Raw genomic sequence first — 24,158 nt, 5'->3', positions numbered from 1 at the left:
ATCAGCCGAAGCTAATATGCCGTTGGAGGGGTCGTGCGTACGAGACGTTTCACAAAGCCGATAGTCGTTCAACCGGCCGGATCGATCGCGACAGGGTTGTTGTCTCGGTAACGGACGCGGCCGAGGTTCTGCTGAAGGATTGGCCGGAGCCGGCTTGCAAGCGTCGAGACTCGCAACAATCGAGGCGTGCCTTGCCGTCATGCGCGGTGAAAAGTCGCCAAGAGTCGCACGCGAGGCGATCATCGCTGCGGCCAAGGACCCCAGGATCTTTCTCGGTGGACAGATTTAGGCTTGCCGCGTTGCCGATGCAGTTAAAGCGCGGCGCACTATCGGCGGGGCTATACCGCGCCTGCTGGCTCGTTGTCGAAGGCCTCGAACAATCGGCGTTGGCGCTCCAACTCGTCGGCTAGCGGCTTGTGAAGAGTGCGCGAGCCGTTCGCATGAATGGTGGAGAACAAGCCTACTTCGGCGTGGCGCGAATTGTCCCAACCGGGGTAGGCCGTCACCGGGTACAGGCATATGCCCTGAATAGGTGCGCCGAGGCTCATCGCATCGCGCACTTCGTCGCAAACATAATGGAGCCAAGCCGGCCGTCCCGACCCCTCGGCGCCGGTCTCGGCAATAATCATCGGCTTCTTGTAGCGCTCGTCGACCTCGACCAGCATTTCCGAAAGCGCCCGGTATTCGTGGTGTCCCATCGGTATCGTTGGCCCATTCAAGTACCATTGGTTGTGCGGATAGAAGTTGAGGCCTATGACGTCGACAAGGTCCTCGCTGCCACCCAACTCCGGCTCAGCGCGCCCGACCAGCATGTCGTAAGCCTCGAACTGGCCCTGACGAGCATTTTCGGCGCGCCGCCGCTCGGCGCGACTGCGGTCACGAGGAGCAATATGGATGAGCGGTTCAGCCCAGATGAACCTGCAACTGGGTTCGGCCTCCCGCATTGCTCTGATCCCGGCGATCGCTGCCCTGACAAGGTGGCGTTTGAACCATCCGCGCTTATTCTGCCCGGCGCGCGGGAAATAGCCGACCTCCACCGCCCACGCAAAGAAAGAAATTTCGTTGATCGGACACACCAGGGGAGCCACTCCGGTGGCTAAGCGATGAACCCGAACAGCTTCCGCGGCGAAACGGACATAGGCCTCGACAAAGCCGGGGCCACCTTGGTCGACGTGGTCTGGCGAACCATAGTGGAAGATATCCCAGATGACCTGCACCCCGGCCGCCTGGGCTGCTTCGATCACCAACATCCAGCTCGACCAGTCAAAGACTCCCGGCGCTGTTTCGATCAAGTGCCAGCGCAAGCCGTCGCGGATCGTGCGAAGCCCAAGCTCGGCACAGTGGCGATAGTCGCCGGATGCATGGGTGTCATGTGAGGTCGCACGGATCAGATCAAGGCGCACCCCATCGGCACGTCGATGCGAGGAACACTCGAAACCAGCCATGAAAAAGCTCTCGATGCCAGAAGGATCTGCCGCGGGCCGACGAGCCGGTTCCTCGTTCATACCGGCATCCTGTCGGCCAGGGATGGCGCAAGTACTTGCGTTCGGCGACCGCCCTTTGCCAGGTTCGGTCGCCTCTTCGATTTCGATGAGGCTGCCGTCACGTCGAGGTGTTGGCCTTGCCTGGCGTTCACAGCCATGATTTCCTCGCGCACCACGGAGACGAGATCGGGCTGGTTGCGGTTGCGGCGCTCGTAAGCCAACAGCAGTTGCAAGCGCTCGCGCGCCACGGACGCGCTGCCGCGGCGCTTGAAGATATCGAGCAGGTTCATGCTGCCCTCCTTCCCAACAGCCGGTCGAGGAGGCCCCCCGAAAGGCAGAATGACCGGCAGGTCCTCGCCCTCGAGTCTTCTTGCTGCGTCGATACAGGCGCGTGCGGCGGGGTTGGTGTTTTTGCATAACCGGCGCGCCCACATTGGTGCGCGTAGTAGTACAATGCGGTTAGAGCCAAAACACGTGTGCTCGACGGGCACGCGACAGAGGAAATGGCCAAATCCGAATTCGCCCATTGCGCTGCTCACGAAGATGCAAATTTCGGATTGGCCACCCCAGCAATGCGCGACCTCACGCGGCCTGCTGCATTGCCCGTTCGTTGACGCCAGTTTCGCCGAGTTGGGTGAGCGCCTCATCGGTGGCTTTTTCTTCTTCGAGAGTCTGTTCCAGAAGTGGGACTGCGTCTCTTAGGCCGAGCAAGCCCGCCCACGTCACAAGAGTGCCGTAGCGCGCGATTTCATAATGCTCGACCGCCTGGGCTGCAGCCACGAGCCCTGCGTCCAATGCTGGAGCGTCTCCGAATTCTTCCAAAATCTCCTGCCCCTCCTCGATCATGCCATCGATCGCTGGGCACGTCTTACCCTGAGCCCTCTTGCCAAACGCGTCGAAAACCTGCTGCAGGCGCTCGATTTGACCTTCTGTCTCGTCTCGATGCTTTTCGAACGCGGCCTTCAGCTCTTCGGACTCTGCGCCCTTTGCCATTTTCTTTAAGGCGGTCAGAATCTTCCGTTCGACGTAGTAGATGTCCTTCAGACCATCGTAGAAAAGGTCTTCCAAGCCCTTGGAACTGCCCTGTGATCTTCGCGTCGTCGCCATTCTCATCTCCTGTTGAAAGCTATCGATGGATGTACGGCTCTAACGAGGCCAGTGCCTTGTTGTTCCTTCACGATGGCCCCACTGACGCCGACTCATGGTGGCGAGCGGCGTCGCTTGCGGGTCATCAAGATGCGTGGGGCATAAATACGCGGCGGCTACCACGACTTCGTCATCCAGCCGGACGTCGTTACCGTCTTTGCGCGGCTGGTAGCCGCCGAGCACCCTGAAGCCGAACACGGCTCGCCGGCCTTAAGCGGAAATTCCGTGGACACTCTGATCGGCGGCCGCCTCGATCGGGGCACAAGCTCGCTCTTGATCGGCCCTCTCAGGTGTCGGGAAGTCCACCATCGCTTGCTGCTACTCTCACGCGGCGCCCTCAAGGCCGCCTCAAGGTGCGATGGTGGATCCGCGGTTCCGCGGCTGAGCAGGTTGTTTACCTCGACCGGCAGGAGCGAAACGGCCCCGCCGTGGAGCCCCTGAAGCGGCGAGGCTTTGGAACGACATTGCTGGGAAAGGTAGTTGCCGTGCATTGCAATGCAAAGATCGAATTACACTACAACCTCGAGGGACAATCCCGAGGGCCTGCATTTCACCATGGCGTTGCCATTGCGCGAGCCAGGCTCGTGCCAGCATACTCCTGAGCGCCGGGTCGAACGCAACGTGGGAAGCATGCAGCTATGCCCCAGCAACCAATACTTGGTAACCAAATTGGCGGTTCGGCGTTTCCTTTCAACGTGGTCCACGGTGCACTCACGGTGCGGCTTTGCAGTGTCAGGATTTCTGAATGGTCGACAGAGACAAAGCGCGCCGCGATCGGATGTTTGACTCCCTGGTTGTGGGCGGCGGGCCAGCAGGCCTCGTGGCCGCGACCTACCTTGGACGTTTTCGGCGTCGGGTAGTTGTCGTCGATGCAGGTCAAAGCCGGGCAAACTGGATTCCCTTGACGCGCAACTGCCCGGGCTTCCCGCGCGGAATCACCGGCCCTGACCTGCTTCACCGCCTCAAACTGCAGGCCACCCGGCACGGCGCAGATTGGGTGTGCGATACGGTCGTGGGCATTCGCATCGCGGAGAATGGATTTTTAGCGCAGGCTTCATCTCCCATTCATGCCCGCTCACTGCTTATTGCCACTGGTGTCGTCGACAGCCTCCCCGACGTTCCGGGCACCGCCGACATGATTAAAGCCGGAGCCTTGCGATTGTGCCCTGTCTGCGACGGCTATGAGGTCATTGACAAACGGGTGGCCGTCATCGGACCGGCCGAACACGCAATGAAAAAGGCGCTGTTCATGCGGACCTTCACTCGAGACGTAACTTTGCTGATTGCTGATGCAGCCCAGCCCAGCCCGGATGACGTTCTTAGGCTAAAAAGGGCTGGAATCGAGTTCGGCGCATGCGCCCGAGACGCAATTTCAGCTGAGGGCCGTCGGGCAGTTGTCGAACTCGTCGACGGCAGGACGCTCTCGTTTGACACCATCTACCCTGCGATGGGGTCGATCATCCGCTCGAGGCTAGCGACCGACCTTGGTGCAGAATGTGACCGAGCCGGCAATCTTGTCGTGGATTCGCACCAGCGCACCGCCGTGCCGGGACTCTATGCAGCTGGAGATGTCGTCGACGAGATCAACCAGCTTGCCGTCGCGTTCGGGCACGCAGCGGTCGCGGCAAGTGACATGCATAACTATCTTGCGAATGGCGAAGGGGAGCACTGATTGCAGGCTGAAAACACCGCGTAGTGACAGTCCTACGCGAACGGCGTGCCCGGCGCTGACGTTAAGATACCGACAATCACAAACCATTGGGCTGCTGCCATATGTGTCTCTTTCCGATCCTGCTGCCTCGCGCGAACAATTCCGGCAGACCGTTCCCCAAGCAGGAATTCGACCCGACAAGGCGAGCTGGCTAGCCGTTCGCCGGCGTCATGGCTTTTCTGCAGTCACTGGCCGAAGGGGTGTGGCGGCAAGGCGGCCATTCCAACATTGACGACCTCGTCATGTTGGAGATGATGACGGACGAGATCGACTTGCCGCGCGGAACTCGAGCGGCGATTTCGCCGGGACGAAAATGACCATCCGTTACCTATCGATCTGCGTCGTGTAGCGCACGCAGCGCTTCGGTTCGACCACGCGTGCTTGCCGTTCCGGCTCCTCTTCGGTGTCGGTTGCACAGGGGTGCCCCCTTGCAGCCTCCAAGCGCACTCCCCGATCCGAGCGGTCTTTGCATCTCGTGCTGCGCGCTCAACCTCGATCAGTGCTCGTACAGCATCGATGTTCGGTTCTCTCTCACTTGTCTCTTTTCTCAGTAGCCAAGCCGCGCTCCCCGCCTAGTTAACCGAACCATCGTCGCAAACGGGTGTTCCACCACGACAACAAAAAGCCCGCCGGCCGGAACCGGCGGGCTAAGTGAACAGCGGAACACAATTGCTAGGGGTCGGTGGAGTACGAGATTCCAACCGACGAATGCGCAGAAGGTTCCGCAACTGCTAATGTAACGTAGGAGGAGTTGGGGGAACTGGAATTCCGGTCGTAGACCTGTTCGTATCCGAGCTGCTACACCCGGCCAACGAAGCCCGTCAATGAACGATGGCGGAGCGTGCTGCCCTGCTCCGGCGCACGGCGGCAACAATCAAGACTATCAGCCTGACCGACTATTCCGGATCTCAGCCAATGACAGCGCCTCAGGCGTGTAGCTTTCGACTTTGAGTCGATGGCGGTTGTAGTGGCGATTTTCCGGCCACCAACACGCGAGCTGGAGGCTGGTGAGTGCATCAAGGCCGGCAGAGCGCTGTTGGGCCGAAAGCTGAAACTCCGCCGCCGGCTCAGTACGGCCCACCGCCGAGAGGTATTTATAGCCGCCGGTGGTCGTCTAGCGAGCGCGTGCGAGATGCACTTCCCAAACACGAACGCCCGCTCGGAAACGACGGCTGGATGCTCTGCATAGCCAACGAGATCACAATCTGCGGGCTTCGGGAGCGGGGCTAGTCTCCATGACGTCAGGGCACGCCGCCGCTTCCGGTCTGTCAGCTTGGTGCATGTGTCAACAGTTCCGAGCCGAAGCAGTGCGCCGCCCTCCCAGCCGAAGAAAGTTGGCTCGCCCGACTGGCAGAAGAAGGCCCCGATGCTTCGCGCCTTCGCGGGGCCGTCAGCCAGACCATCGTCGGTGAGCCGCCGAAGGAACATGGCATCGTTGCCGCGCTGCGCCGATCCCGGCTGCCGGAGCCGATCTCCAGGTCAAGATCTGATGCGACATCTGCTCGATACAAACCGACTCGGAGCCCCTGCTCTAAAGGACAGCCGAACGAAACGACTATAACCTTTTCATCTCCTCCCTCACAGTCGCCGAATTCGTCGCGGTGTACTTGAGAAGCTGTCGGGCAAGCGGCGTGACGAACTCGAAAAATGGTTCGCGGCGTCGGACGGTGCGCAGATGCTTTTTGCCGGTCGGGTCCTGTTGTTCGACGAGAAGGATGGTCCGGCGAGGCAAAGAGCCGGGCCCAAGGAGAGCCTGCTCAGCCTCAATCGCATCGGCCAGCGGGTCTTTGAATTCGCCGTGATCCACATTCATGCAACCACTGCCCTTGTCTTCGCGTTTAGCCGCGTTCAATCGTGGGGAGCGACAAGAATGCGGGCCTTCAGTCCAATTACAATTTGCCTCAATCGCAACCTGACGGTGGTCGCGTCCATAGCCGACGCAATGAAGGTGCTTCAGCAGCCATGGCCTAGAATGGGAAAGCCGGGGCGGCTCAAGGCGATCCGAATGGTCGAGGAATCGCTCGCCGGGCATTGCAGCCAGCAAGCTGCGTTCGAGGCCTTCAAGGCGGCCGCGGCTGAACAGGGACTCCTTAGAACAAGAGGGACCAGCGCAGGTCTGGGGAAATGTGCGCGGATGGTTGAAGACCTGATGTGAGGTCATGCCGGCCTCGCTAACACTGAAGAGCCACCCCACCTGAAGCCCGAAATACTGCCTTCTCCCGCGAGAGCCGAAACGCCTCAAAACGGGCTATTAGCCCGGACGCGAGAAGGCCCTGGCTTCGCGTCCGGGACAGCCAGGACCCACTTATCCGACGGTGAATTCTGCGCTGGCCAAGCAGTGCGCTGCACCCCATTTGCGATCGCGTTTGGGATCCACATTGAGGTTACTCTGACGGTCTGCCCCATCTTGTCAGAAGAAGACATTTCGCTTGACCTTGCGACTAAAGGAAAGCAATCAGCCTTGACAAAAATCGCGATCAGAATTGCGCGAAGAGCCGGGCTTGACGAGCAGGTGGTTCTCCGTAGTCTCTTCGACCGCGAGGATTTCGGCTCGACGGGCATCGGTCGTGGTGTCGCGATCCCTCACGCCCTACTGGGTATGATCTCTTCGCCTGTCGCGTCTTTGACACGCTTGGCCCAGCCTATCGATTTCGACGGCCCCGACGACGACCCAGTCGATCTCATTTACACTGTACTCTGGCCGCGCTCTGCTACTTCCGCCTTCCTCCCTGCCCTTTCGCAAATATGCCGGGTGCTTCGGACATCTCAAGTTCGGGAGCGACTCCGACAGGCACAGTCATCCGATGAGGCCTTGGCGATTCTCGAAACTGAGCCGCTTCCGAGAATTTCACCAAATTTGCATACTTGCCGCGTCGGGCCTGGCGCTGTGATACCTAAGCAGTTCAGCAATGCCTTAGAATCCAGAGGCGCGGCGCATACCGCAGTCAACTACGGGGGCTCGCTACCAGCCGATGAGGCGGTCTTCGCGGGGGATTGACGCATCTTCGGGTTCCTTTTCTGCGCGGTAACCCAAACAGAATGTCTGCGTCGTCATTACTCCGAGGCCGCGCCGCGCTCCGGCAACGCGCGGTCTGGTCCCCGCGGGTACTGCGATCGATCAGCCCCGCATCGTTGAGCGTAGGATGGCCTGCATGTGCTCTTTCAAGTCGAGTTCGCCTCGTGCCTCAACAGTCAACAGATACTCGGCCTTGACCCGGCGGTCGCCTCGGCTGGTCGCAGGATAGGAACAGATGGCCAGCAAGGCTTGCTCTTCAATTCGGTCTGCCGTCTTGCGGTGGTGCCAGTTGCTGCCCGCTCGATGAACAACCCTGTGGAGCGCGGCATAGGCGGTTTCATGCCTTGCGATCAGCGCCTGCAGTTCGCGCGAGATACCTTCGCCTTCAGCAAACGTCGGTTCAATGACAGACGCAACGGCGGTGAACGCAAGAAGTGTACGGCGGGTGACTGCGGGCATGCCTCATATCCTTGCCGTCTGATGAGTGCGGGCACACCATAGCACCGGCGCAGCGTTCGGAGAGATGCTTTGCAACATGACCCTATTTTCTGCTGACAAAACGTTTCCGATCCCGCGGCTGCTCCTCCTGCAATGGCTGGCAGCTTCAGTCTCCTGAAGGTCCCAGGTGGACGCTAGTATGCCATTGAACGCCACCCACAACTCAGATGCTGTGTGAGCGCCTGCCCCCAGCCGGCACATTTGCCTGTGTCTTATTCCAGACTGTTCCCGCGTGCACAGTGCCCCTGTGCGATCGGGAATCGACGCTGGCCTTTTAAAGGCCGCTTCCAGATCTCGCCTCCCGAAGTCAGTTTCGGCGAGCGTTGAGAGCACGTGCGAGGAGCCGGGTGTCAGTTAGCTGGATCACGCACGTCTCGAACGCTTTGGTCGGGCCGCGCCAGCGCAGCTCTTCGACGTCATCGAACAGCCGAGCGTCCGTGCGAAGCGTCGCGAGATTTTTGAATAAAAGCGCGAGCTCTCTACGCTTGCCGAGGGCTTCAGGCGGAAAGCTTTCAAGAGGGCCGTAGCGGCCAAGCAGCCGGGCGGCCGAGACCAGGCCGATGCCTTCGAGACCCGGATAGCCATCGGCGGCATCACCGACGAGCGCGAGGAAATCTGGAATGAGGGCCGGCTCAACTCCGAACTTCTCGCGTACACCCGCGGCATCGCGAATTTTCTGGGTCCTGCGGTCTACCTGGACCACATGGTCACCGCGCACACACTGCGCGAGATCCTTGTCCGGCGTCCAGATGCACACCTTCTGCACGCGCCCATCGGCAGCCGCGCTGTGCGCCGCGGAGGCCAGCGCGTCGTCGGCTTCCAGCTCGATCATCGGCCAGACCGCCACTCCCATCGCCGCCAAGGCTTTCTCGAGGGGGTGAAACTGCGCGAGCAATGCCGGCTCGATGCCATCCCCGGTCTTGTAGCCCGGCCAGAGCTGATTTCTGAACGATTCTACTACATGATCGGTAGCCACCCCAATGTGTGTGGCGCCATTCTCGATCATCTCCAGCACTGTGTTCAGCACGCCGACGACGGCGCCAAACGGCTTGTCTTGGCCGTTGTTGAACCGGCGTTGGCCGTAGAAGTGGCGAAACAGTTCGTATGTGCCGTCTACTAAATGTACGATCATCGCAATCCTCGAGAAACAGCATCCGGCGCCGTCTGCAAAGCTAGACCGACAGTTGGCCTTCTCCAAACCTTCAAGTAGGTGCGCTCGGACGTGCCCGTACGCCCACCGCAAGCCATGCCTCTCACCGGCACTTAGCAACAGCTTACCTTCAAGGGCAGGCGGATATTTCTCGCCCCGCCGCCTCGCTTTTGCGCCAGGCGGCCATTTGGTTCGCGAGAGTATCTCTTCTTCCAAACGCAGCGAAAAACGAATTGGCGATGCTGTCGCGACTAGCGCCGGCCGCGCAAGAGGCAGCCTGGGCCGATATTCGCGACCAGCTTGCGATGTGGGGGAAGCCCGGACGGGTGGGTTGGCCCGAACACACTGCTCCTGACGACAGAATGGAAATGACGACGTTCAGACGCTCCGATCTGCGGCGGCAGTTCCGTCATGACGATTATATGGAATGCATCCCCCCCGTTTTGGGGTTCTCATTCCTGTGACGGCCGGCTAGGCGCACCCCGCCTCTTGAAACCTTCAAACATTTTGCATTTGTTAGAACTCACCTCGTTGACGCACTTCGACACAAAACCCGATGTCGGTAAATCGCGCAGCTTCGGAGGTGGGCACAAGGCGCAGCCTCTAGCACCTGATCTGTGATCGGTCGGGTCCCAAGCCAATTTCCGCCTGCCGCGCTTCACGCTATTGCAAGACGTTCAAATTTCAAATTTGAGCTTCCGCACTCATGCTTTGTCGAGAGTATCTCTTAAAGTCACTTAAACCTTCTGCGCAGTAAGTTTTAGCCGTTCTGAATCGCCGTCGGCGACGATGACGATGAAATAGGAGGACGCAATGGCTCGCAGTCACGTTGAACGTCTTGGTGAGTTCAGGGAAATCCTGGTCGCGACTCGACGCGAAGGAGTCCGTAACGTGCACCATACTCGCGACGCAATGCGGGCAAGTGGCTTTCAGATCGGGGACAGCGACGGCTCCAGCTACGGAGCCGAGATGAAGGTGCTTCAAGAGGAAATTGAGGCAGTCGATCGCGCCATCGAAGACGAGAAGCGGCTGGCTTTGGCCATCGAGGGCGCGGCTCAACCCCGCCGACCGACTAAACCGAGAATCGTGAAGGGAACATAGAGTCAGGTACGGCCCTTGGCGCCGTCGCGTCGATCGCCTGCGGTATGGTGTCGGGCTCGTCGCCGCCGTGGTGCAGCACCCTGACGTCATCCATTGCCATCAAACGTCAGGAAGGGACGGCCGAAGCCGCCCTCTGCCGGCGTCGCTGACTGCTCAGCTTTCATCTTCCCCGTCGATTTCGCCGTCTCCATCGTGACGATGCTTCGCTAATCTCGTGAAGGCGTTCTTCAGGTGTCCGAGTACGGCCTGAAACGCGACATTTGGACACGAAATCACGGAGGTCAGCTTCGAGGCGCGAAGCGGGGCGTGGCGGTGGAATATTGCGGCGAGCAGTTCGATAACGATGGCAGCATGGTCTCTGCAATCCTCAAAAATATGAAACGGGTGATGGCAAGCGAGTACAGCCGCGAACTGTCCCCAAAGGTCTCCAGAGCGCAGCTGCAGCAGGCTCGTCTCGGATTCAGCCAAAGGGGGACCCGTGCCCTACGGCGTCCGGCGAATGTTGCTGGATAAAGATGGGGAGCCCCGTTACGTTCTCGGCTCTGGAGAACAGAAAGGGCTCGCTGGCGAACGTGTTCTCCTTGTCCCTGGCCCGCCAAACGAAATCAGGCTTGTGAGGGGCATCTTCAACATGTTTGTTGCTGAAGGGCAGAGCATGGCTGGTATATCAGTTCGTCTGAACAAAGAGGGAGAGCCGTCCACATACGGCGATGTGTGAACGCCTGCCCGAACAGCCCGCCGCCGACGATGAAGTTGTTGGGGCTATGAAGCTTGAAGAGAAACAGTTCGCCCGGTTGGAGCGCTCGGAACTGCGACCGCCCCCCCGGGCTGCCAGAAGTTCACCTCGTCAACGTCGGCGCGACAGAAATTCGAACCAATCTAGATCGGTGACGCCGACATAGATCTTGATCCCATGGGTGCTCATGAAAACGCCTCAGCGCGGTCGCGCACGATCGCCTTCACTCGCTCCGCCGCTGTTTGAGCGGGATCAGCCCGTTCGGCAAAGGACGGCAGAGCGAGCATGCGCGCTGCTTCGCGCAGGGCAGCGGCGATCGAACCTATCGCTTCTTCGGCGCGAGTGACCGGCAACTCGATCGTGCGCGCGAGAGTTAGGAAGTCCTGCCGTGTAAGCCGGTCGTCCTTACCGTTGAGCTTCAGCGCCATACGATCGCCACCAAGCCCCGGAAAGACGCGGGTCGTCACGGCGTCGTAAAGGGATGCGAACCGGACGGCCTCGAACCGCTTGGAGCCAGGGCCTGCAATCTTGAGGAGCGCCAGGTTCTTGAGATGCATGTCCCCGTCGGCGATCAGCCACGCGAAAAACGCCCGGCGGAACAAGGTCTCGATATCGGCGGCAGGGTCGGTCGAAAGCGGCCGCAAACCGCGCGCCATGCGTTCGATTGTGCCGTCGTATTTGGCTGAGGTCGGCAGATCGAGAACCGAACAGAAGTCCTCGAGCGCTAGGAAGCGTCGATCATCGGGCCCGCGTCGCACGTCGAATCGCTCGACGACCAATGCAGGTGACATCCCATCCGGCATGTCGATGAGCGCGGCGGCCGGAACCTCGAAGCCCGCTGCGCGACCAAGTTCAAGACAAAGCCATTCGACGACCGGCAGCATTTCGAAGCCCGCGGTTCCGGCCGGCTTAAGGATGTGAGTGAATGGCAGATCGATCGCGGGTAGCAGCGCGCCGTCCGATGCCAAATTCATCGGCGCCTTAATCTTGACACCCGATAATCTCGGCATTTCCGCGCGCGCAAACAGCTGAGCCAAGTTGTGCTCGAACGTCTCCTGGATCTCGCCTCGCGACGGGCCGACGTATCGACCAGTGAAGCGCCCATCGTCGGTGAACGCGACAAGTTTGGTGTCGAGTTCGTCTCGCGGCAGGACGTTAAGCTCGGCTTGGCTCTCGACGACCGCGATATTTGACATGTAGCGCTTGCCGCTTCGCAGCGCTTCGCGTTCATCCCGCTGACGGAGCACTTGCGCGAGCCATCCTTCTGGGAGGAGCGACTCGATGAAAGCCGGCAGCTTGCCTGGTGCAGTCTGTCGAACGAGTGGCGGGCCGCTGCGCCTCACAGGCTTCCAGCGCCACTCGAATCCATCGTGGATTAGACGACCGAGAGGATCCCCATGCCATGCCACAAGGAAATCCAGGGCCGCCTTGTTAACGGGGCCCTTGGCCGCCGCCGGGCGCGCAATCAGATAACGCTCAGCGCCCTCCCCTTCGCGGTACCATCCGTTCTCGCGGGCCAACGCCCAGACCGCGTCAGCGGCCACCTGTGGCGAGCCGTGTTCTTCTATGAGTCTTGCCGCCATGTCGGCCCGCATCAGTTCGGTGATGGCGCTAGCATGCTCGCTCCGCAAGCGGAATGCTTCCAGAAAGCGTTGGCGCGGCGAGGAAACGTCAACTCGCAGCTCGCCAAGATCGTCCCCTACCACCGCAGAGGCAGTCGAAGGATGGGGAGGCGCCTCGTTTTGGATTATTTCGAGCGTCCGTAGCCGGGTTCGTTGATTACGCCGACCGCTAACGAACAGGCGGCCGTCAGGTGTGGGAGCAAGAAGTTGGGCAGAGGCCGATGATAGATAGGCAGTAGGATAGAGGTAGCGCGCGATGCGTACGGCGTGGCCTAAAACTGCTTGCTCAACGTCGTCGCCTGATCGTGCATAAACACCGCGGACGAGTGGGACGAGTTCCCCTACCACCGCTAGCGCATGCGCACGTCTCTTGTCTATTGTCTCTCCAACCAGCAGTATGGACACGGACTTTCTCGCATTTCAGATGCGCAAAAGTCCGCTAATAGGCGTCAAGAGTCAAGGACTTTCTCGAATCTGAAATGCGAGAAAGTCATGCCTGTCTACGGGCGTCGCCAGTCTGCTCGGCCGCATTCTCGATCTGCTTTTGCCGAATGCACTGGTATTACGGTCGAGCAATGGAGCCCCGTCGAATGAGGGCTCGCGCCGAGCGGAAGCGACCAGTCCAGTACGGGTCATGCCCCTGCCCTGCGCACTTTTCCGCAGATCAACGTTCGTTGTTGTCATCCTCATAGCCTTCATAGTTGTCCTGCGGCGCATAATATTCCGCTGCGTCATAGACTTGGGTCTTCTTGTAGCGCTCTCCAGGCCAACCGCAGCGAGGCGCGAAAAGCCGTTGATCTTCAAGCCGCGGGCGATGCACTCGAAACGATTGGGCAGATATTCCTGCGTGTCGGTGATCTCGCCGTCCTCGAGTTTCTGTGTCGGCGCAGTGACGGGCTCACCCACGACCAACGCTTGGGAAGCGCACGATGGACAGTTCACCCGATGGCCGGCCTGGCGGATTGCCCAACCGGCCGCGACTGGCTGAGCGTGGTGCGCTCCTCGTTGCTCTTGGCGGCCCAGGCGTTCTTGTGAGCGTCGACATCTCCCAGGACCGCCTTAGCGCCGTCATCGGCAGCGGCGGCGATGAGTTTGGCGGCGACTTTCGCCTCGGCATCCCCGATGAAGTCAGGCAGTGACATGCCCATCGAACCAAGGAGAACCTCGCATAACCGCCAGGCGATCGATGGATTGCGGTGCAATCTCGCATTTGATGAGCCCGTCGGCGACGACGATGCCGATATCGGACGACTTCACCTTCCTGAGCTTGGCAAGCGAGCGGTCGACGATCGGGTGCGGCGACGCAGCTTGGTCATCGCCACCAACGCCGCAAATCGGTAACACCTGGTAGTCGCCTTCGAAGGGCTTCCTGCTTTTCACCGGGACGTTAGATCGCCAGCGCTGCTGTTTTTCCCCGGTGTACAAACCCCTCTTTTGAGCGGCCAGTTGACTGCCGTCCAAAATGATTATTAAGTTCGGTGACAGAACGAATTAATCGGAGCTGCTGTTGAACGACGTGCCACGCATTTCTCGTCAGTTCTCGCAGCGCTCCGTCATGGAGGCGATCGTGCAAGGTGGGCCGATCTCGCGCGCTTCAATCGCAAAGCAGACCGGCTTGTCTAAGCAGACAATCTCCGAGATCGTCAGGACACTCGAGCAGGAAGGCTGGGTGCAGGAAACGGGGCGCACGAGCGGACATGTCGGACGCACGGCTGTCACTTACGAACTCGTATTTAACGCGGCCTACATCGCGGCGGTCGACCTCGGCGGCGCCAAAGTCCGGGTCGCCCTCACCGATCTTGCCTGCCAGATATTCGCGGAGGAAACGGCGCCGACCGATCCTCGGGGCGGACAGTTCGTCGTCGACCAGATCGTGGATCTAGCGCTTCAGGCGGCCCAGAGGCACCGCATCTCGCGCACAAAGATAAGGCTGGCGGTGATTGGTGTTCCCGGTGCACCCGACAAGAAGACCGGACGCGTCCTGCTTGCCCCGAATATTGCCGGCTTTGGCACAATGAATGTCGTTCGCGCTTTCGAGCACGCATTCGGGTTTCATGTGGTGATCGAGAACGATGTCAATCTGGCGGTGCTCGGCGAGAACTGGCAGGGGTGCGGCCGCGGTATCGACAATCTCGCCTTCATAGCGCTGGGTACCGGCATCGGCAGCGGCCTCATGGTTGGAGGCAATCTGGTGCGGGGCGCCAGCAATGCAGCCGGCGAGATGGGCTTTTTGCCGATTGGCGCCGATCCTTTCGCGCCGACATCGTTGCGCGCCGGCGCTTTCGAGCGCGTGGTCGCAACCAACGCCATGGTTGAACGCTACGCGGCGCTGACGGGCAACATCGTCAACGTGCCGACGATTTTCCACAGTGCATTGGCCGGAGACAGGCATGCCGCGACGGTGCTCGACGAAACCGCGCGCTACCTGGCGCAAGGCATTGTGGCCATAGCGGCAATTGCCAATCCGCAAAAGGTCGTCCTGGGCGGCTCGATCGGGCTGCGGCCGGAAATCCTGTTGCGCGTTAGGGACCTGCTGCCGCGCTGCTTCCCCTATCCTATCGCCGTTGAGGCCAGCGAACTCGGGTCGCGGGCAGCGCTCATCGGCGCCGCCGCCATCGGGCTCGGCCAGTTGCACAACAAACTGTTCGGCGTCGACGCGCCCGACGGACGCATTTCGCTTCCCCCAGCCAGTTCGGCCGTGCTGCGCGAGGCCACGCTATGACCGCTTCAAAGGACATCACCGCCCGCTTGCGCGCCGCCCTCGATTGCGACGCAGCGGTGGAGCTTCTGCAGGGGGCAATCGGCCGCGAAAGCATAACCGGTCACGAAGAAAACTTTGTCGCCTTCCTTGAACACCGCATGCGCATGCTTGGCTTGAGCGAAATTCGGCGTGCGGAATTCGCGCCCGGCCGGCCCAATGTCTGGGGTGAGCGCAAAGGTGCCGGCGCCGGCAAGCGGCTGCTCTTCATCGGCCACACCGATACGGTTCATGTCGAGGGCTGGCGCGAGCACTGGGCTGGCACCGCCAGGCAGGATCCGTTTGCCGCGCCAATGATCGACGGGCAGATCTGGGGCCGCGGCGCCGGCGACCTCAAGGCCGGCATCTGCTCCGCGCTGTCGGCACTCTCTCTGCTCGACACGGCCGACATCGAACTGGCCGGCGACGTTGCCTTTGCCTTCGTCGGCGACGAGGAGAGCGGCCAGCCTGGAATCGGCGTCTCCGCCGGCATCAAGGACTTCGTCGGCCGCATTGAGAGAGGCGAAGTCGTGGCGCCCGATTTCATCGTCTATGTGGAGCCTACCCGCCTTTCGGTTTATCCGGCCCAAATCGGCTTCTTCATTACCGACATCACCGTCACCGGACGATCGGCCTATTTCGGCGTACCCGAACTCGGCAAGGATGCCTTGCGTGCAAGCCACGCCGTCATGAGCGCGCTGTGGAAGCATTCGGAAGATGTTGCAACCAGAGCCGAGCACCCGCTGATTGGGCGTGGCTTCCTGCTGATCACCGGGCTTGTGGGCGGAGGCTACATCGCGGTGCCCGAACGCTGCACGTTGTCGCTGATCCGCAAGCTGTTGCCCGGCGAGTCACTGGACGAGGCCGCCGCCGAAATCGAGGCAGTGGTGCGCGGCGCCATCACCGATCCTGAAATCATATTGGCGTTCGCCTATCCGGCAGGCCGCGATCATCCGCTCGGGGGTAACGCCGCCGAGATTGCACCTGACAGGCCGGAGGTCGGCGCCCTTGCTGCCGCCATGGCCCGATCGATGGCTGGTCGCGGCGCCATCGAAGGCGCGCCATTCTGGTCAGAGTCATCATTTTTCACCAACCGGCTCGGCATCCCCGCCGTGTACTGCGCGCCAGGCGACATTCGCAACTGCCACACCTTCGACGAACACGTCGATGTCGAGGAATATCTGGCGGGCATCGTAGGCTTCGCCCGGTTCATGGCGGAGTATTGCGGCGTTACGGAATAAAGGACAACTGAGAGCGAAAATGGGAGAACTACCATGCTGATAGACAGACTTGTTGCTACAGCACTTGCAGGCAGTCTGATGCTGTTGGCCGGCGGAGCCGGCGCACAGACAGTGGGACCGAGCGGCGAGACGGCGACGCCCAGCGCCGAGGTTACTCTGTCGGACACAGATCTGGCCGCAGTGAAGGAGAAGGGCTACAAGGCCGCGCTGCTGTGGCACACCTCGTCCGACTTCACCAATGCGGTCAGCGCCGGCGCCAAGGATGAATTTGCCCGTGCTGGCATTCAGATCGTCGTGACCACCGACGCCGGCTTTGACGCGGCGCGCCAGCGCAGCGACATCGAAACCGCGCTCGCAGCCAAGCCAAACGTCATCCTGTCGCTGCCCCTCGATCCGGTCACTTCGGCCGAGGCTTTCCGTCAGGCGCTCACCGACGGCACCAAGCTGGTATTCCTTTCGAATCTGCCGAAAGGCTACAAGCACGGAACCGACTACGCCGCCATCGTCACTGACGACCTGTTCCAGATGGGCAAGCAGGCGGCCGATGCACTGGCCAAGGCGCTCGATGGCAAAGGCAAGGTCGGCTACATCTTCCACGACGCCAGTTACTATGTGACGAACCAGCGCGACCAGGCTTTCAAGACAACGATCGAGAAGGATTATCCCGGTATCAAGATCGTCGCCGAGCAGGGGATCTCCGATCCGGCGCGGGCAGAAGAGCTGGCCAGCGCCATGCTCGTGCAGCATCCCGATCTTGACGGCATCTACGTCACCTGGGCCGAACCGGCCGACGGCGTGCTGTCGGCCTTGCGGGCAAGCGGAAACACCAAGACCAAGATCGTCACGCTCGACCTCGCCGAACCGGTGGCGCTCGATATGGTCAAGGGCGGCAATGTGACCGCACTGGTGGCCGACAAGGCGTATGAGCTCGGTCGCGCCATGGCCGCTGTCGGCGTCAAGGCGCTGCTCGGCCAGGAGACGCCGGCCTTCGTCGTTGCCCCGGCGCTTACCGTGACCAAGCAGAACGTTGCGCAGGGCTGGAAGGATTCGTTGAACCGCGACGCACCGCAATCGGTGCTCGACGCGGCCAAGTGACAGGCGAATGCCGGCGGCCAATGAGGGCCGCCGACACCATAAAAACAAGGGGAACTGACATGCGCACAGCAATTGGAATGTTGTCGGCACTGGTAGCGCTCGTCGCCGCCAACGCCTTCGCAGCCGACGGCACCACCACGGGACCGAACGGGGAAAAGCCGACGCCGGCAAAGAGCGTCGTGCTCACACCAGCTGAGGAGCAGCAGATCAAGGACGGCAAATACACCGCCGCGCTGGTCTGGCATGAGATGAGCGAATACACCAACGCGGTGAACAGCGGCGCCCAGGACGAGTTGAAGCGGCTCGGCATCACGGTGGTCGCTCAGACCGACGCCGGCTTTGATGCAGCCCGGCAGAAATCCGACGTCGAGACAGTACTCGCCAAAAAGCCCTCGATTATACTGTCCCTACCGGTCGATCCCGCAAGTGCGGCCACCGTCTATGATCCTGCGCGCCAGGCCGGCGTGAAATTGGGATTCGTCGACAATTCGCCAGCAGGCTACGTTCACGACAAGGACTATGTGACCATCGTTTCGGACGACCTTTTCCAGATGGGCAATAAGGCCGGGATCGCAATGGCCGACGCGCTCGGCAAGCAGGGCAAGGTCGGCTACATCTTTCACGATGCCGATTTCTACGTCACCAACCAGCGCGATGGAGCATTCAAGCACACAATCGAGCAGGACTATCCGGACATGAAGATCGTAGCCGAGGCCGGAATGGCCGACCCCGCGCGCAGCGAGGAAATCGCGCAGGCGATGATCACACAGCACCCAGACCTCGATGGTATCTACGTCACCTGGGCTGAGCCGGCGCTTAGCGTGCTGTCCACATTGCGGGCGGCCGGCAACAGCCACACCAAGATCGTCACGCTCGACCTGAACGAACCGGCGGCACTGGACATGGTGAAAGGCGGCAACGTTGCGGCACTCATCGCAGACGAAGCCTATGACATCGGCGTGACGCTGGCACGCGCCACGGCCGCCTCGTTGATCGGCAAGAAGGCCGCGCCGTTCATGGTGGTCGATTCCCTCGCCGTCACCAAGGACACTGTCAAGGACGGGTGGAAGCGGTCCCTCAACAAGGACGTGCCCGCGACCATCGCGGCCGCCATGAAGTAGCGGCAGACAATGGCGCCCCGCCGGAGGAAGTGAGAATGTCGAGTATCAACACCAGCCCCGGCCGGGCAGCGAGCTTGGTCAGCCGCTTCAACCTGCAGCAATATGTCGTCTATCTCGGATTTCTGGCGATCTTTCTGTTCTTCGCGATCGTACTGAAGGACAGCGGTTTTCTGACGGTTCGCAACCTGTCGAACATCGTGCTGCAGACGGCACCCGTGACGATCATGGCGATCGGCCTTGTCTTTGTCATGTCGGCGGGCGAGATTGATCTTTCGATAGGTTCGATCGTTGCCGTGGCAGCTCTTGCTGCCGCGGTGGCGATAAACGCCTGCGGCTTGGTGGCCGGGGTGCTGGCTGGCCTCGGCGCCGGCCTGCTGATCGGCCTGCTCAACGGCGCCCTCGTGGCTTACGTCAAGTTGCCTTCATTCCTGGTAACGCTGGCGACGCTCGGGCTGTTTGCCGGCGTATCTCGCTCGATGACCGATTTGCGGTCGATCCCGGTCACCAACGACGCCTTCACCGGCTTCTTCGGCTCGGGTTCTTTGCTGGGTGTTCCGTCCTTGATCTGGTGGACGGTCATTGTCGTTGCGATCGCGCATCTCGTCTTTCGCGAGACGCGCTTCGGCGCCCATGTGCTGGCCACCGGCGACAACAGCCGTGCCGCCAGTGTTTCCGGCATCAGCGTGGCGCAGATAAGGCTGGCCGTTCTGACCATAAGCGGCGGGCTCGCCGGCCTTGCCGGGCTGCTCTATGCCGGCCGGCTGCAGGCCGCGAAATATACGCTCGGCGAAACCGACCTTATGACGGTGATAGCGGCCGTCATTGTCGGCGGAACCCTGCTCAACGGCGGCAAGGGATCGATTGTCGGCGCGCTGGTCGGCTCGCTGATGATGGGCATGCTGAACAACGGCCTCATCCTGATGGGCCTGTCCGTCTCCGATCAGATGATCGTGCGCGGATTGATCATTCTTGCGGCCGTCGCCGTATCGCTGCGCGAAAAGTCGCGTTGAAGGAGTTTTGTCATGTTCCTCGCTGTTCTGCGGCGCCGCAATCCGAGCTTTATAGAAAGCGCCATGCGCCTGCACCAGGAAGGAAAGCTGCCGGCTAATTCGTATGTGCTCGACCTCGATGCCGTCGAAAGCAACGCCCGGGTCCTGAAGCGCGAGGCCGACCGGTTTGGACTGAAGATTTTCGCCATGACCAAGCAGGTCGGCCGCGCCAGTTCGTTCTGCCATGCGCTCAAGCGCGGCGGCATCGATCAGGCCGTTGCCGTCGACATGGCCTGCGCGCGGGCAACGCACAGAGCCGGCCTGAGGCTCGGTCATCTTGGCCACCTGCAGCAGATCGCAAAGCACGAGGCCAATGCGGCGGCCAAAACGTTCAGGCCGGACTATTGGACCGTCTTCAACGACACCAAGGCTGAAGAAGCCGCTGCCAGCGCAAGGCTCGCCGGGTACACGCAAAACCTGCTTGCCCGCATCCGCGCCGATGGTGACGTTTTCTACCGCGGCCACGAAGGTGGTTTTGAGGCGGCCGATATCGCCGCGGTCGCCGAAAAACTGGATGGTCTCGACGGCGCACGATTCGCTGGCATCACCACCTTCCCGGCGCTGCTGTTCGACCAGACCACGCGAAAGGTCCTGCCGACACACAATCTGGCGACACTGGGCGGAGCTGCCGAAGCGCTCGCCAAGTCCGGCCGCAGCAACATAGAGGTGAACGCGCCCGGCACGACGTCGAGTGTCCTGCTTGGCGCGCTGGCCGAAGCCGGCGCCACGCAATGTGAACCGGGCAATGGCTTGGCCGGCACCACCGCGCTGCACGTCATGGAGGATCTGCCGGAGCTCCCTGCCGTTCTGTATTTGACCGAGGTGTCGCATTTGTCTGGCGGCAAAGCCTACTGCCTTGGTGGCGGCTTCTATATCGATCCGATCTTTCCGGACTATGAGGTGAAGGCAATCGTGTCCGCAGATCCCACCACGGCCGCCGCCGCGCTCAGAAGCGTCGAGGTGCCGCCGCCTGCGGCAATCGACTATTACGCAATGATTGACGCTAGCGGCGCCAATGCTCCACGCCCCGGCGACACGGCGGTGTTCGGCTTTCGCGGCCAGGCGTTCGTGACCCGCGCCTACGTGGTCGGCATCTCCGGTGTCTCAAAGGGGGCCCCCCAAGTCGAAACGATCGAAAACGGTTTTGGCGAAACCGCTGCCTGGCCCGTCTAGGAGCAAGCGATGAACGCGACCATGACCGGCACGGCCCCTGTTTTGCAGCTGCGCGACATCCGCAAGAATTTCGGCGGCCTGACCGCCATCGAAAATTTCTCGCTCGAGCTCTATCCCGGCGAAATAGTGGCGTTGGTCGGCGATAACGGTGCCGGCAAGTCGACGCTGGTCAAGATCGTGACGGGGGTGCATGCTCCGACATCCGGGACGATCATCATCGAGGGGCAGGCGGTGGCAATGTCAAGCGCCACCATGGCGCGCGCCCACGGCATTGAGGTGGTCTATCAGGACCTGGCGCTCGCCGATCAGCAGACCGTCTACATGAACATGTTTCTTGGCCGCGAGCCGGTGAACCGCTTCGGCCTGCTCGACCGACGCCGGATGATTGACGACACCGAAAAGCTGGTGAAGGATCTCGACGTTCGCATCCCATCGGCTCACGCCACCATCCGCGATCTCTCGGGCGGCCAGCGCCAGGGCGTGGCGATCGCGCGCGCCACGCACTGGGCAAGCAAGCTGATCCTGCTCGACGAGCCAACCGCCGCGCTCGGCGTTGCCGAAACCGCCAAGGTCGAGACGATCGTTCTGTGGCTGAAGCAGCGCAATATTGGCGTGCTGATCATCAGCCACAGTCTCGACCAGGTGTTCAGGCTCTCAGATCGGATCTGTGTTCTGCGACGTGGCAAACAGATCGGCGTGCGCAAGACCAGCGAGACCGACAAGAACGAGATCGTCGCCATGATCACCGGGCTTCAGCACTAGCCTGGTCGATAGAGGCGCGCCGTTCCAGATACTGCGTTACCCGAGCAGTGAGTGGCATCACTTCAGATCCACGATCAGGCCTCGGCCAGAGAATGTTGCCAGCATCAATCTAGAGCACGCAGGTAGCGAATGGGGCGACCGCCGGCAATCCGGTCGGCCGCTGTGGCTATGGAATTGGCGTCGATGCCGAAATGCCCGTAAAGATCGCCGATCGTGCCCGACTGGCCAAAATGCTCGACGCCGAGACTACGCGTGCGATGGCCGTAGACCGAGCCCAACCAGCCGAGCGCGGCCGGATGGCCGTCGGTGACGGCGACGATGGCGCAATGCGCCGGAAGGTCGGCAAATAACCTTTCGACATGGCTCCTGGCATGAACAACGCCGCGTTCGCGTGCCCGGCTCGCGGCAGTCCAGCCTGCGTTCAGCCGATCGGCCGAGGTCACCGCCAGGAGACCGACATCGCGACGGTCCTCCGCCATAATGCCGATAGCCTCGATGGCTTCCGGCGCAACCGCGCCGGTATAGGCAACAATTACTTCGGCATTAGGACCCGGATGCCGCAGCCAGTAGCCGCCGTCGATGATCTCCTGCTCGAGTACGGGCGTCACGCTACGCGTGATCTGCTCGACCGGGCGCGTCGAGAGCCGCAGATAGACCGAGCCGCCGGTCTCGTCGCGCAGCCAGGTGCGCTCCGACTGCACGGCGTCGCCGTCGCGCTGCATATAATCCAGGGCAAAGCGCATGATCACGCCCAACTCGTCGACGAAGGCCGGCTCGTAGGCGGCAAGCCCGTCTTGCGCTATGCCGATCAACGGTGTGGCGATCGACTGATGCGCCCCGCCTTCCGGCGCCAATGTGACCCCCGAAGGCGTCGCGACAAGGAGGAAGCGCGCGTCCTGGTAGCAGGCATAGTTGAGCGCATCGAGACCGCGCTGGATGAACGGATCGTAGAGTGTGCCGATCGGCAGCAGCCGTTTGCCGAAAACCGAATGCGACAGCCCAAGTGCCGACAGCAGGATGAACAGATTATTCTCGGCGATGCCGAGTTCGATGTGCTGGCCGGAGGTGCCGAATTCCCATTTCTGCGCCGAGGCGATGCGTTCGCTGCGGAAAGTGTCCGCGAGTGACTGACGCGCGAACAGGCCGCGCCGGTTGACCCAGGGGCCGAGATTGGTCGAAACCGTGACATCGGGTGATGCCGTGACGATCGCGTCGGCGAGCGGCCCGCCAGCTCGCGCAATCTCGTCCAGAATTCTGCCGAAGCCGACCTGCGTGGAGACGCTGCCTTTGGCTTCCGCGACGAGACGACCAGGGATCACGATGCGCTGGGCGTGTCGGCGCCGCTGGCCCTTTGCCGCGAACGGAACGGCATCGAGGAACCCTTGCAGCTCCAAATCCCCAACAGCCAATCCCTCGAAGGCGTCCCACTCCCGCCCGTCGCCGACCGACATCGAGGCGCGAAGGACCGCCATCTGATCCTTGGTCATCAGGCCGGCGTGGTTGTCCTTGTGGCCGGCGAGCGGCAGGCCGAAGCCCTTGATCGTGTATGCAATGAAGCAAGTCGGTCGATCGTTGCGGCGTGCCGTCCCGAAGGCCTCGATCAGGCCTGGCAGGTCGTGGCCGCCGAGATTGGTCATCAGCGCGGCGAGCTCGGCATCGGAGCGCCGCTCGAGAAGCGATGCCAGGCCCGGCTTGTCTCCGATGTCGGCGATCAGGCGCTTGCGCCAGGCGGAGCCGCCCTGATAGGTCAGCGCCGAATAGAGCTGGTTCGGGCAGGCGTCGATCCAGGCCTTTAGCGCCTCGCCGCCCGGTTCGGTGAAGCAGGCTTCGAGCAGCGAGCCGTATTTCAGGATGACGACGTCCCAGCCGAAATTGCGGAAAATGTTCTCGAAGCGTTCCCAAAGGCCTTCGCGAACCACGGCATCGAGGCTCTGTCGGTTGTAGTCGACGATCCACCAGCAGTTGCGCAGGCCGTGTTTCCACCCCTCCAACAGCGCCTCGAAGATGTTGCCTTCGTCCATCTCGGCGTCGCCGATCAGCGCCACCATGCGGCCCTCGGGCATGCTTTCGTCGCGGGCGCTGAGATAATCCTGCACAAGAGAGGCAAACAGCGTCTGCGCGACGCCGAGCCCAACGGAGCCGGTCGAGAAATCCACGTCGTCGACATCCTTGGTCCGCGACGGATAGCTTTGCGCGCCACCGAGGGCGCGAAACCGTTCGAGCTTCTCCCTCGTCTGGTTCCCAAGGAGATACTGGATAGCGTGGAATACCGGCGAGGCATGCGGCTTCACCGCAACGCGGTCGTGTGGCCTCAGCACCGAGAAATAGAGCGCGGTCATGATCGTCACCAGCGAGGCCGAGGATGCCTGGTGCCCGCCGACCTTTAGGCCGTCGGTGCTTTCGCGCAGATGATTGGCGTTGTGGATCATCCATGCCGACAGCCAGAGCACCTTTTTCTCCAGCGCCGAAAGTGCCTCCAGTTTTTGCTTGTCCATTCTGCAAGACTCCCGGTTGCG

At 61.3% G+C, this 24,158-nt stretch carries 22 protein-coding genes and 1 pseudogene; 13 read left to right on the top strand and 10 right to left on the bottom strand.

What is annotated here, in order from left to right:
* Positions 1-199: 199 nt before the first annotated feature.
* The gene (locus NKH71_RS12880; protein WP_352494395.1) at positions 200-289 is read left to right on the top strand and encodes a hypothetical protein; all 90 of its coding nucleotides are present in this window, start codon (positions 200-202) and stop codon (positions 287-289) included.
* A gap of 49 nt (positions 290-338) precedes the next feature.
* Here NKH71_RS12880 and NKH71_RS12875 read toward each other — a convergent pair whose 3' ends face one another.
* The 3 genes from NKH71_RS12875 to NKH71_RS12865 form a co-directional block, all read right to left on the bottom strand.
* The gene (locus NKH71_RS12875) at positions 339-1,505 is read right to left on the bottom strand and encodes a beta-glucosidase (RefSeq protein ID WP_023717094.1); all 1,167 of its coding nucleotides are present in this window, start codon (positions 1,503-1,505) and stop codon (positions 339-341) included.
* The gene (locus NKH71_RS12870) at positions 1,502-1,774 is read right to left on the bottom strand and encodes a cell division topological specificity factor MinE (RefSeq protein ID WP_352494316.1); all 273 of its coding nucleotides are present in this window, start codon (positions 1,772-1,774) and stop codon (positions 1,502-1,504) included. The genes NKH71_RS12875 and NKH71_RS12870 overlap by 4 nt, the downstream gene beginning before the upstream one ends.
* A gap of 292 nt (positions 1,775-2,066) precedes the next feature.
* The gene (locus NKH71_RS12865) at positions 2,067-2,591 is read right to left on the bottom strand and encodes a YciE/YciF ferroxidase family protein (RefSeq protein ID WP_352494317.1); all 525 of its coding nucleotides are present in this window, start codon (positions 2,589-2,591) and stop codon (positions 2,067-2,069) included.
* 784 nt (positions 2,592-3,375) lie between these two features.
* On the opposite strand from NKH71_RS12865, the gene NKH71_RS12860 reads away from it, so the two are divergent.
* The 4 genes and pseudogenes from NKH71_RS12860 (at position 3,376) to NKH71_RS12840 (ending at position 7,339) form a co-directional block, all read left to right on the top strand.
* Positions 3,376-4,302, top strand: coding sequence for an NAD(P)/FAD-dependent oxidoreductase (locus NKH71_RS12860; RefSeq protein ID WP_023717091.1), 927 nt, complete (start codon positions 3,376-3,378; stop codon positions 4,300-4,302).
* Positions 4,303-5,894: 1,592 nt separating this feature from the next.
* A pseudogene (locus tag NKH71_RS12850) lies at positions 5,895-6,061 on the top strand (VapC toxin family PIN domain ribonuclease); the annotation flags it as partial.
* Between the two features lie 150 nt (positions 6,062-6,211).
* Positions 6,212-6,496 carry a DUF982 domain-containing protein gene (locus NKH71_RS12845; RefSeq protein ID WP_352895072.1) on the top strand — a complete coding sequence of 95 codons (285 nt, stop codon included), beginning with the start codon at positions 6,212-6,214 and terminating at the stop codon, positions 6,494-6,496.
* Positions 6,497-6,679: 183 nt separating this feature from the next.
* Positions 6,680-7,339 carry a PTS sugar transporter subunit IIA gene (locus NKH71_RS12840; protein ID WP_352494318.1) on the top strand — a complete coding sequence of 220 codons (660 nt, stop codon included), beginning with the start codon at positions 6,680-6,682 and terminating at the stop codon, positions 7,337-7,339.
* Between the two features lie 120 nt (positions 7,340-7,459).
* Here the strand turns inward: NKH71_RS12840 and NKH71_RS12835 are convergent, their stop codons facing one another.
* Together NKH71_RS12835 and NKH71_RS12830 are read right to left on the bottom strand one after the other, a co-directional pair.
* Positions 7,460-7,816, bottom strand: a complete 357-nt coding sequence (locus NKH71_RS12835; protein WP_352515864.1) for a hypothetical protein — start codon at positions 7,814-7,816, stop codon at positions 7,460-7,462.
* 346 nt (positions 7,817-8,162) lie between these two features.
* Entirely contained in the window at positions 8,163-8,987 is an 825-nt protein-coding gene (locus tag NKH71_RS12830) for a 5'-3' exonuclease (RefSeq protein WP_352494320.1), read from the bottom strand.
* Between the two features lie 831 nt (positions 8,988-9,818).
* Here NKH71_RS12830 and NKH71_RS12825 point away from each other — a divergent pair.
* Entirely contained in the window at positions 9,819-10,106 is a 288-nt protein-coding gene (locus NKH71_RS12825) for a hypothetical protein (RefSeq protein WP_352483875.1), read from the top strand.
* Positions 10,107-10,259: 153 nt separating this feature from the next.
* Here the strand turns inward: NKH71_RS12825 and NKH71_RS12820 are convergent, their stop codons facing one another.
* From NKH71_RS12820 to NKH71_RS12805, 4 genes are all read right to left on the bottom strand, one after another.
* Positions 10,260-10,574 (bottom strand): hypothetical protein, encoded by a 315-nt coding sequence (locus NKH71_RS12820; protein WP_352895070.1) that lies wholly within the window; start codon positions 10,572-10,574, stop codon positions 10,260-10,262.
* Between the two features lie 453 nt (positions 10,575-11,027).
* Positions 11,028-12,473: a HipA domain-containing protein gene (locus NKH71_RS12815; RefSeq protein ID WP_352895068.1), complete on the bottom strand. Its 1,446-nt coding sequence runs from the start codon at positions 12,471-12,473 to the stop codon at positions 11,028-11,030.
* A 929-nt stretch (positions 12,474-13,402) separates the two neighbouring features.
* Positions 13,403-13,606, bottom strand: coding sequence for a hypothetical protein (locus NKH71_RS12810; RefSeq protein WP_352813470.1), 204 nt, complete (start codon positions 13,604-13,606; stop codon positions 13,403-13,405).
* On the bottom strand, positions 13,593-13,889 hold the full coding sequence (locus tag NKH71_RS12805) for a hypothetical protein (RefSeq protein ID WP_352494324.1): 297 nt from the start codon (positions 13,887-13,889) through the stop codon (positions 13,593-13,595). The genes NKH71_RS12810 and NKH71_RS12805 overlap by 14 nt, the downstream gene beginning before the upstream one ends.
* A 91-nt stretch (positions 13,890-13,980) precedes the next feature.
* On the opposite strand from NKH71_RS12805, the gene NKH71_RS12800 reads away from it, so the two are divergent.
* From NKH71_RS12800 to NKH71_RS12770, 7 genes are read left to right on the top strand one after another with little or no spacing between them, the layout of a single operon-like run.
* A complete protein-coding gene (locus NKH71_RS12800; RefSeq protein ID WP_245278510.1) occupies positions 13,981-15,186 on the top strand; it encodes an ROK family transcriptional regulator in 1,206 nt (401 codons plus the stop codon).
* On the top strand, positions 15,183-16,442 hold the full coding sequence (locus NKH71_RS12795; RefSeq protein ID WP_352895067.1) for a M20 family metallopeptidase: 1,260 nt from the start codon (positions 15,183-15,185) through the stop codon (positions 16,440-16,442). Before NKH71_RS12800 ends, NKH71_RS12795 begins: the two co-directional genes overlap by 4 nt.
* A gap of 33 nt (positions 16,443-16,475) precedes the next feature.
* On the top strand, positions 16,476-17,537 hold the full coding sequence (locus NKH71_RS12790; protein ID WP_023717076.1) for a substrate-binding domain-containing protein: 1,062 nt from the start codon (positions 16,476-16,478) through the stop codon (positions 17,535-17,537).
* A 59-nt stretch (positions 17,538-17,596) separates the two neighbouring features.
* A complete protein-coding gene (locus NKH71_RS12785) occupies positions 17,597-18,658 on the top strand; it encodes a substrate-binding domain-containing protein (protein ID WP_031193416.1) in 1,062 nt (353 codons plus the stop codon).
* A 35-nt stretch (positions 18,659-18,693) separates the two neighbouring features.
* Entirely contained in the window at positions 18,694-19,668 is a 975-nt protein-coding gene (locus NKH71_RS12780) for an ABC transporter permease (protein WP_023717074.1), read from the top strand.
* A gap of 12 nt (positions 19,669-19,680) precedes the next feature.
* Positions 19,681-20,880: an alanine racemase gene (locus NKH71_RS12775; RefSeq protein WP_352895065.1), complete on the top strand. Its 1,200-nt coding sequence runs from the start codon at positions 19,681-19,683 to the stop codon at positions 20,878-20,880.
* 9 nt (positions 20,881-20,889) lie between these two features.
* Positions 20,890-21,642: an ATP-binding cassette domain-containing protein gene (locus NKH71_RS12770; RefSeq protein ID WP_352895064.1), complete on the top strand. Its 753-nt coding sequence runs from the start codon at positions 20,890-20,892 to the stop codon at positions 21,640-21,642.
* A 104-nt stretch (positions 21,643-21,746) separates the two neighbouring features.
* On the opposite strand, the gene NKH71_RS12765 is transcribed toward NKH71_RS12770, so the two are convergent.
* The gene (locus NKH71_RS12765; RefSeq protein WP_352589189.1) at positions 21,747-24,137 is read right to left on the bottom strand and encodes a thiamine pyrophosphate-binding protein; all 2,391 of its coding nucleotides are present in this window, start codon (positions 24,135-24,137) and stop codon (positions 21,747-21,749) included.
* Positions 24,138-24,158 lie beyond the last annotated feature (21 nt).

The organism is Mesorhizobium sp. M0983 (assembly GCF_040318975.1).
Lineage (GTDB): Bacteria > Pseudomonadota > Alphaproteobacteria > Rhizobiales > Rhizobiaceae > Mesorhizobium.
This window is presented reverse-complemented; position numbering and strand designations above follow the sequence as displayed.

Excerpts from the sequence above, each read along its gene's own strand:
- NKH71_RS12880 (WP_352494395.1), top strand. The coding sequence starts at position 200 with ATGCGCGGTGAAAAGTCGCCAAGAGTCGCACGCGAGGCGATCATCGCT.
- NKH71_RS12845 (WP_352895072.1), top strand. The coding sequence starts at position 6,212 with ATGCGGGCCTTCAGTCCAATTACAATTTGCCTCAATCGCAACCTGACG.
- NKH71_RS12875 (WP_023717094.1), bottom strand. The coding sequence starts at position 1,505 with ATGAACGAGGAACCGGCTCGTCGGCCCGCGGCAGATCCTTCTGGCATC.
- NKH71_RS12780 (WP_023717074.1), top strand. The coding sequence starts at position 18,694 with ATGTCGAGTATCAACACCAGCCCCGGCCGGGCAGCGAGCTTGGTCAGC.
- NKH71_RS12865 (WP_352494317.1), bottom strand. The coding sequence starts at position 2,591 with ATGGCGACGACGCGAAGATCACAGGGCAGTTCCAAGGGCTTGGAAGAC.
- NKH71_RS12770 (WP_352895064.1), top strand. The coding sequence starts at position 20,890 with ATGAACGCGACCATGACCGGCACGGCCCCTGTTTTGCAGCTGCGCGAC.
- NKH71_RS12790 (WP_023717076.1), top strand. The coding sequence starts at position 16,476 with ATGCTGATAGACAGACTTGTTGCTACAGCACTTGCAGGCAGTCTGATG.
- NKH71_RS12775 (WP_352895065.1), top strand. The coding sequence starts at position 19,681 with ATGTTCCTCGCTGTTCTGCGGCGCCGCAATCCGAGCTTTATAGAAAGC.
- NKH71_RS12860 (WP_023717091.1), top strand. The coding sequence starts at position 3,376 with ATGGTCGACAGAGACAAAGCGCGCCGCGATCGGATGTTTGACTCCCTG.
- NKH71_RS12785 (WP_031193416.1), top strand. The coding sequence starts at position 17,597 with ATGCGCACAGCAATTGGAATGTTGTCGGCACTGGTAGCGCTCGTCGCC.
- NKH71_RS12795 (WP_352895067.1), top strand. The coding sequence starts at position 15,183 with ATGACCGCTTCAAAGGACATCACCGCCCGCTTGCGCGCCGCCCTCGAT.
- NKH71_RS12870 (WP_352494316.1), bottom strand. The coding sequence starts at position 1,774 with ATGAACCTGCTCGATATCTTCAAGCGCCGCGGCAGCGCGTCCGTGGCG.
- NKH71_RS12830 (WP_352494320.1), bottom strand. The coding sequence starts at position 8,987 with ATGATCGTACATTTAGTAGACGGCACATACGAACTGTTTCGCCACTTC.
- NKH71_RS12810 (WP_352813470.1), bottom strand. The coding sequence starts at position 13,606 with ATGTCACTGCCTGACTTCATCGGGGATGCCGAGGCGAAAGTCGCCGCC.
- NKH71_RS12825 (WP_352483875.1), top strand. The coding sequence starts at position 9,819 with ATGGCTCGCAGTCACGTTGAACGTCTTGGTGAGTTCAGGGAAATCCTG.
- NKH71_RS12835 (WP_352515864.1), bottom strand. The coding sequence starts at position 7,816 with ATGCCCGCAGTCACCCGCCGTACACTTCTTGCGTTCACCGCCGTTGCG.
- NKH71_RS12765 (WP_352589189.1), bottom strand. The coding sequence starts at position 24,137 with ATGGACAAGCAAAAACTGGAGGCACTTTCGGCGCTGGAGAAAAAGGTG.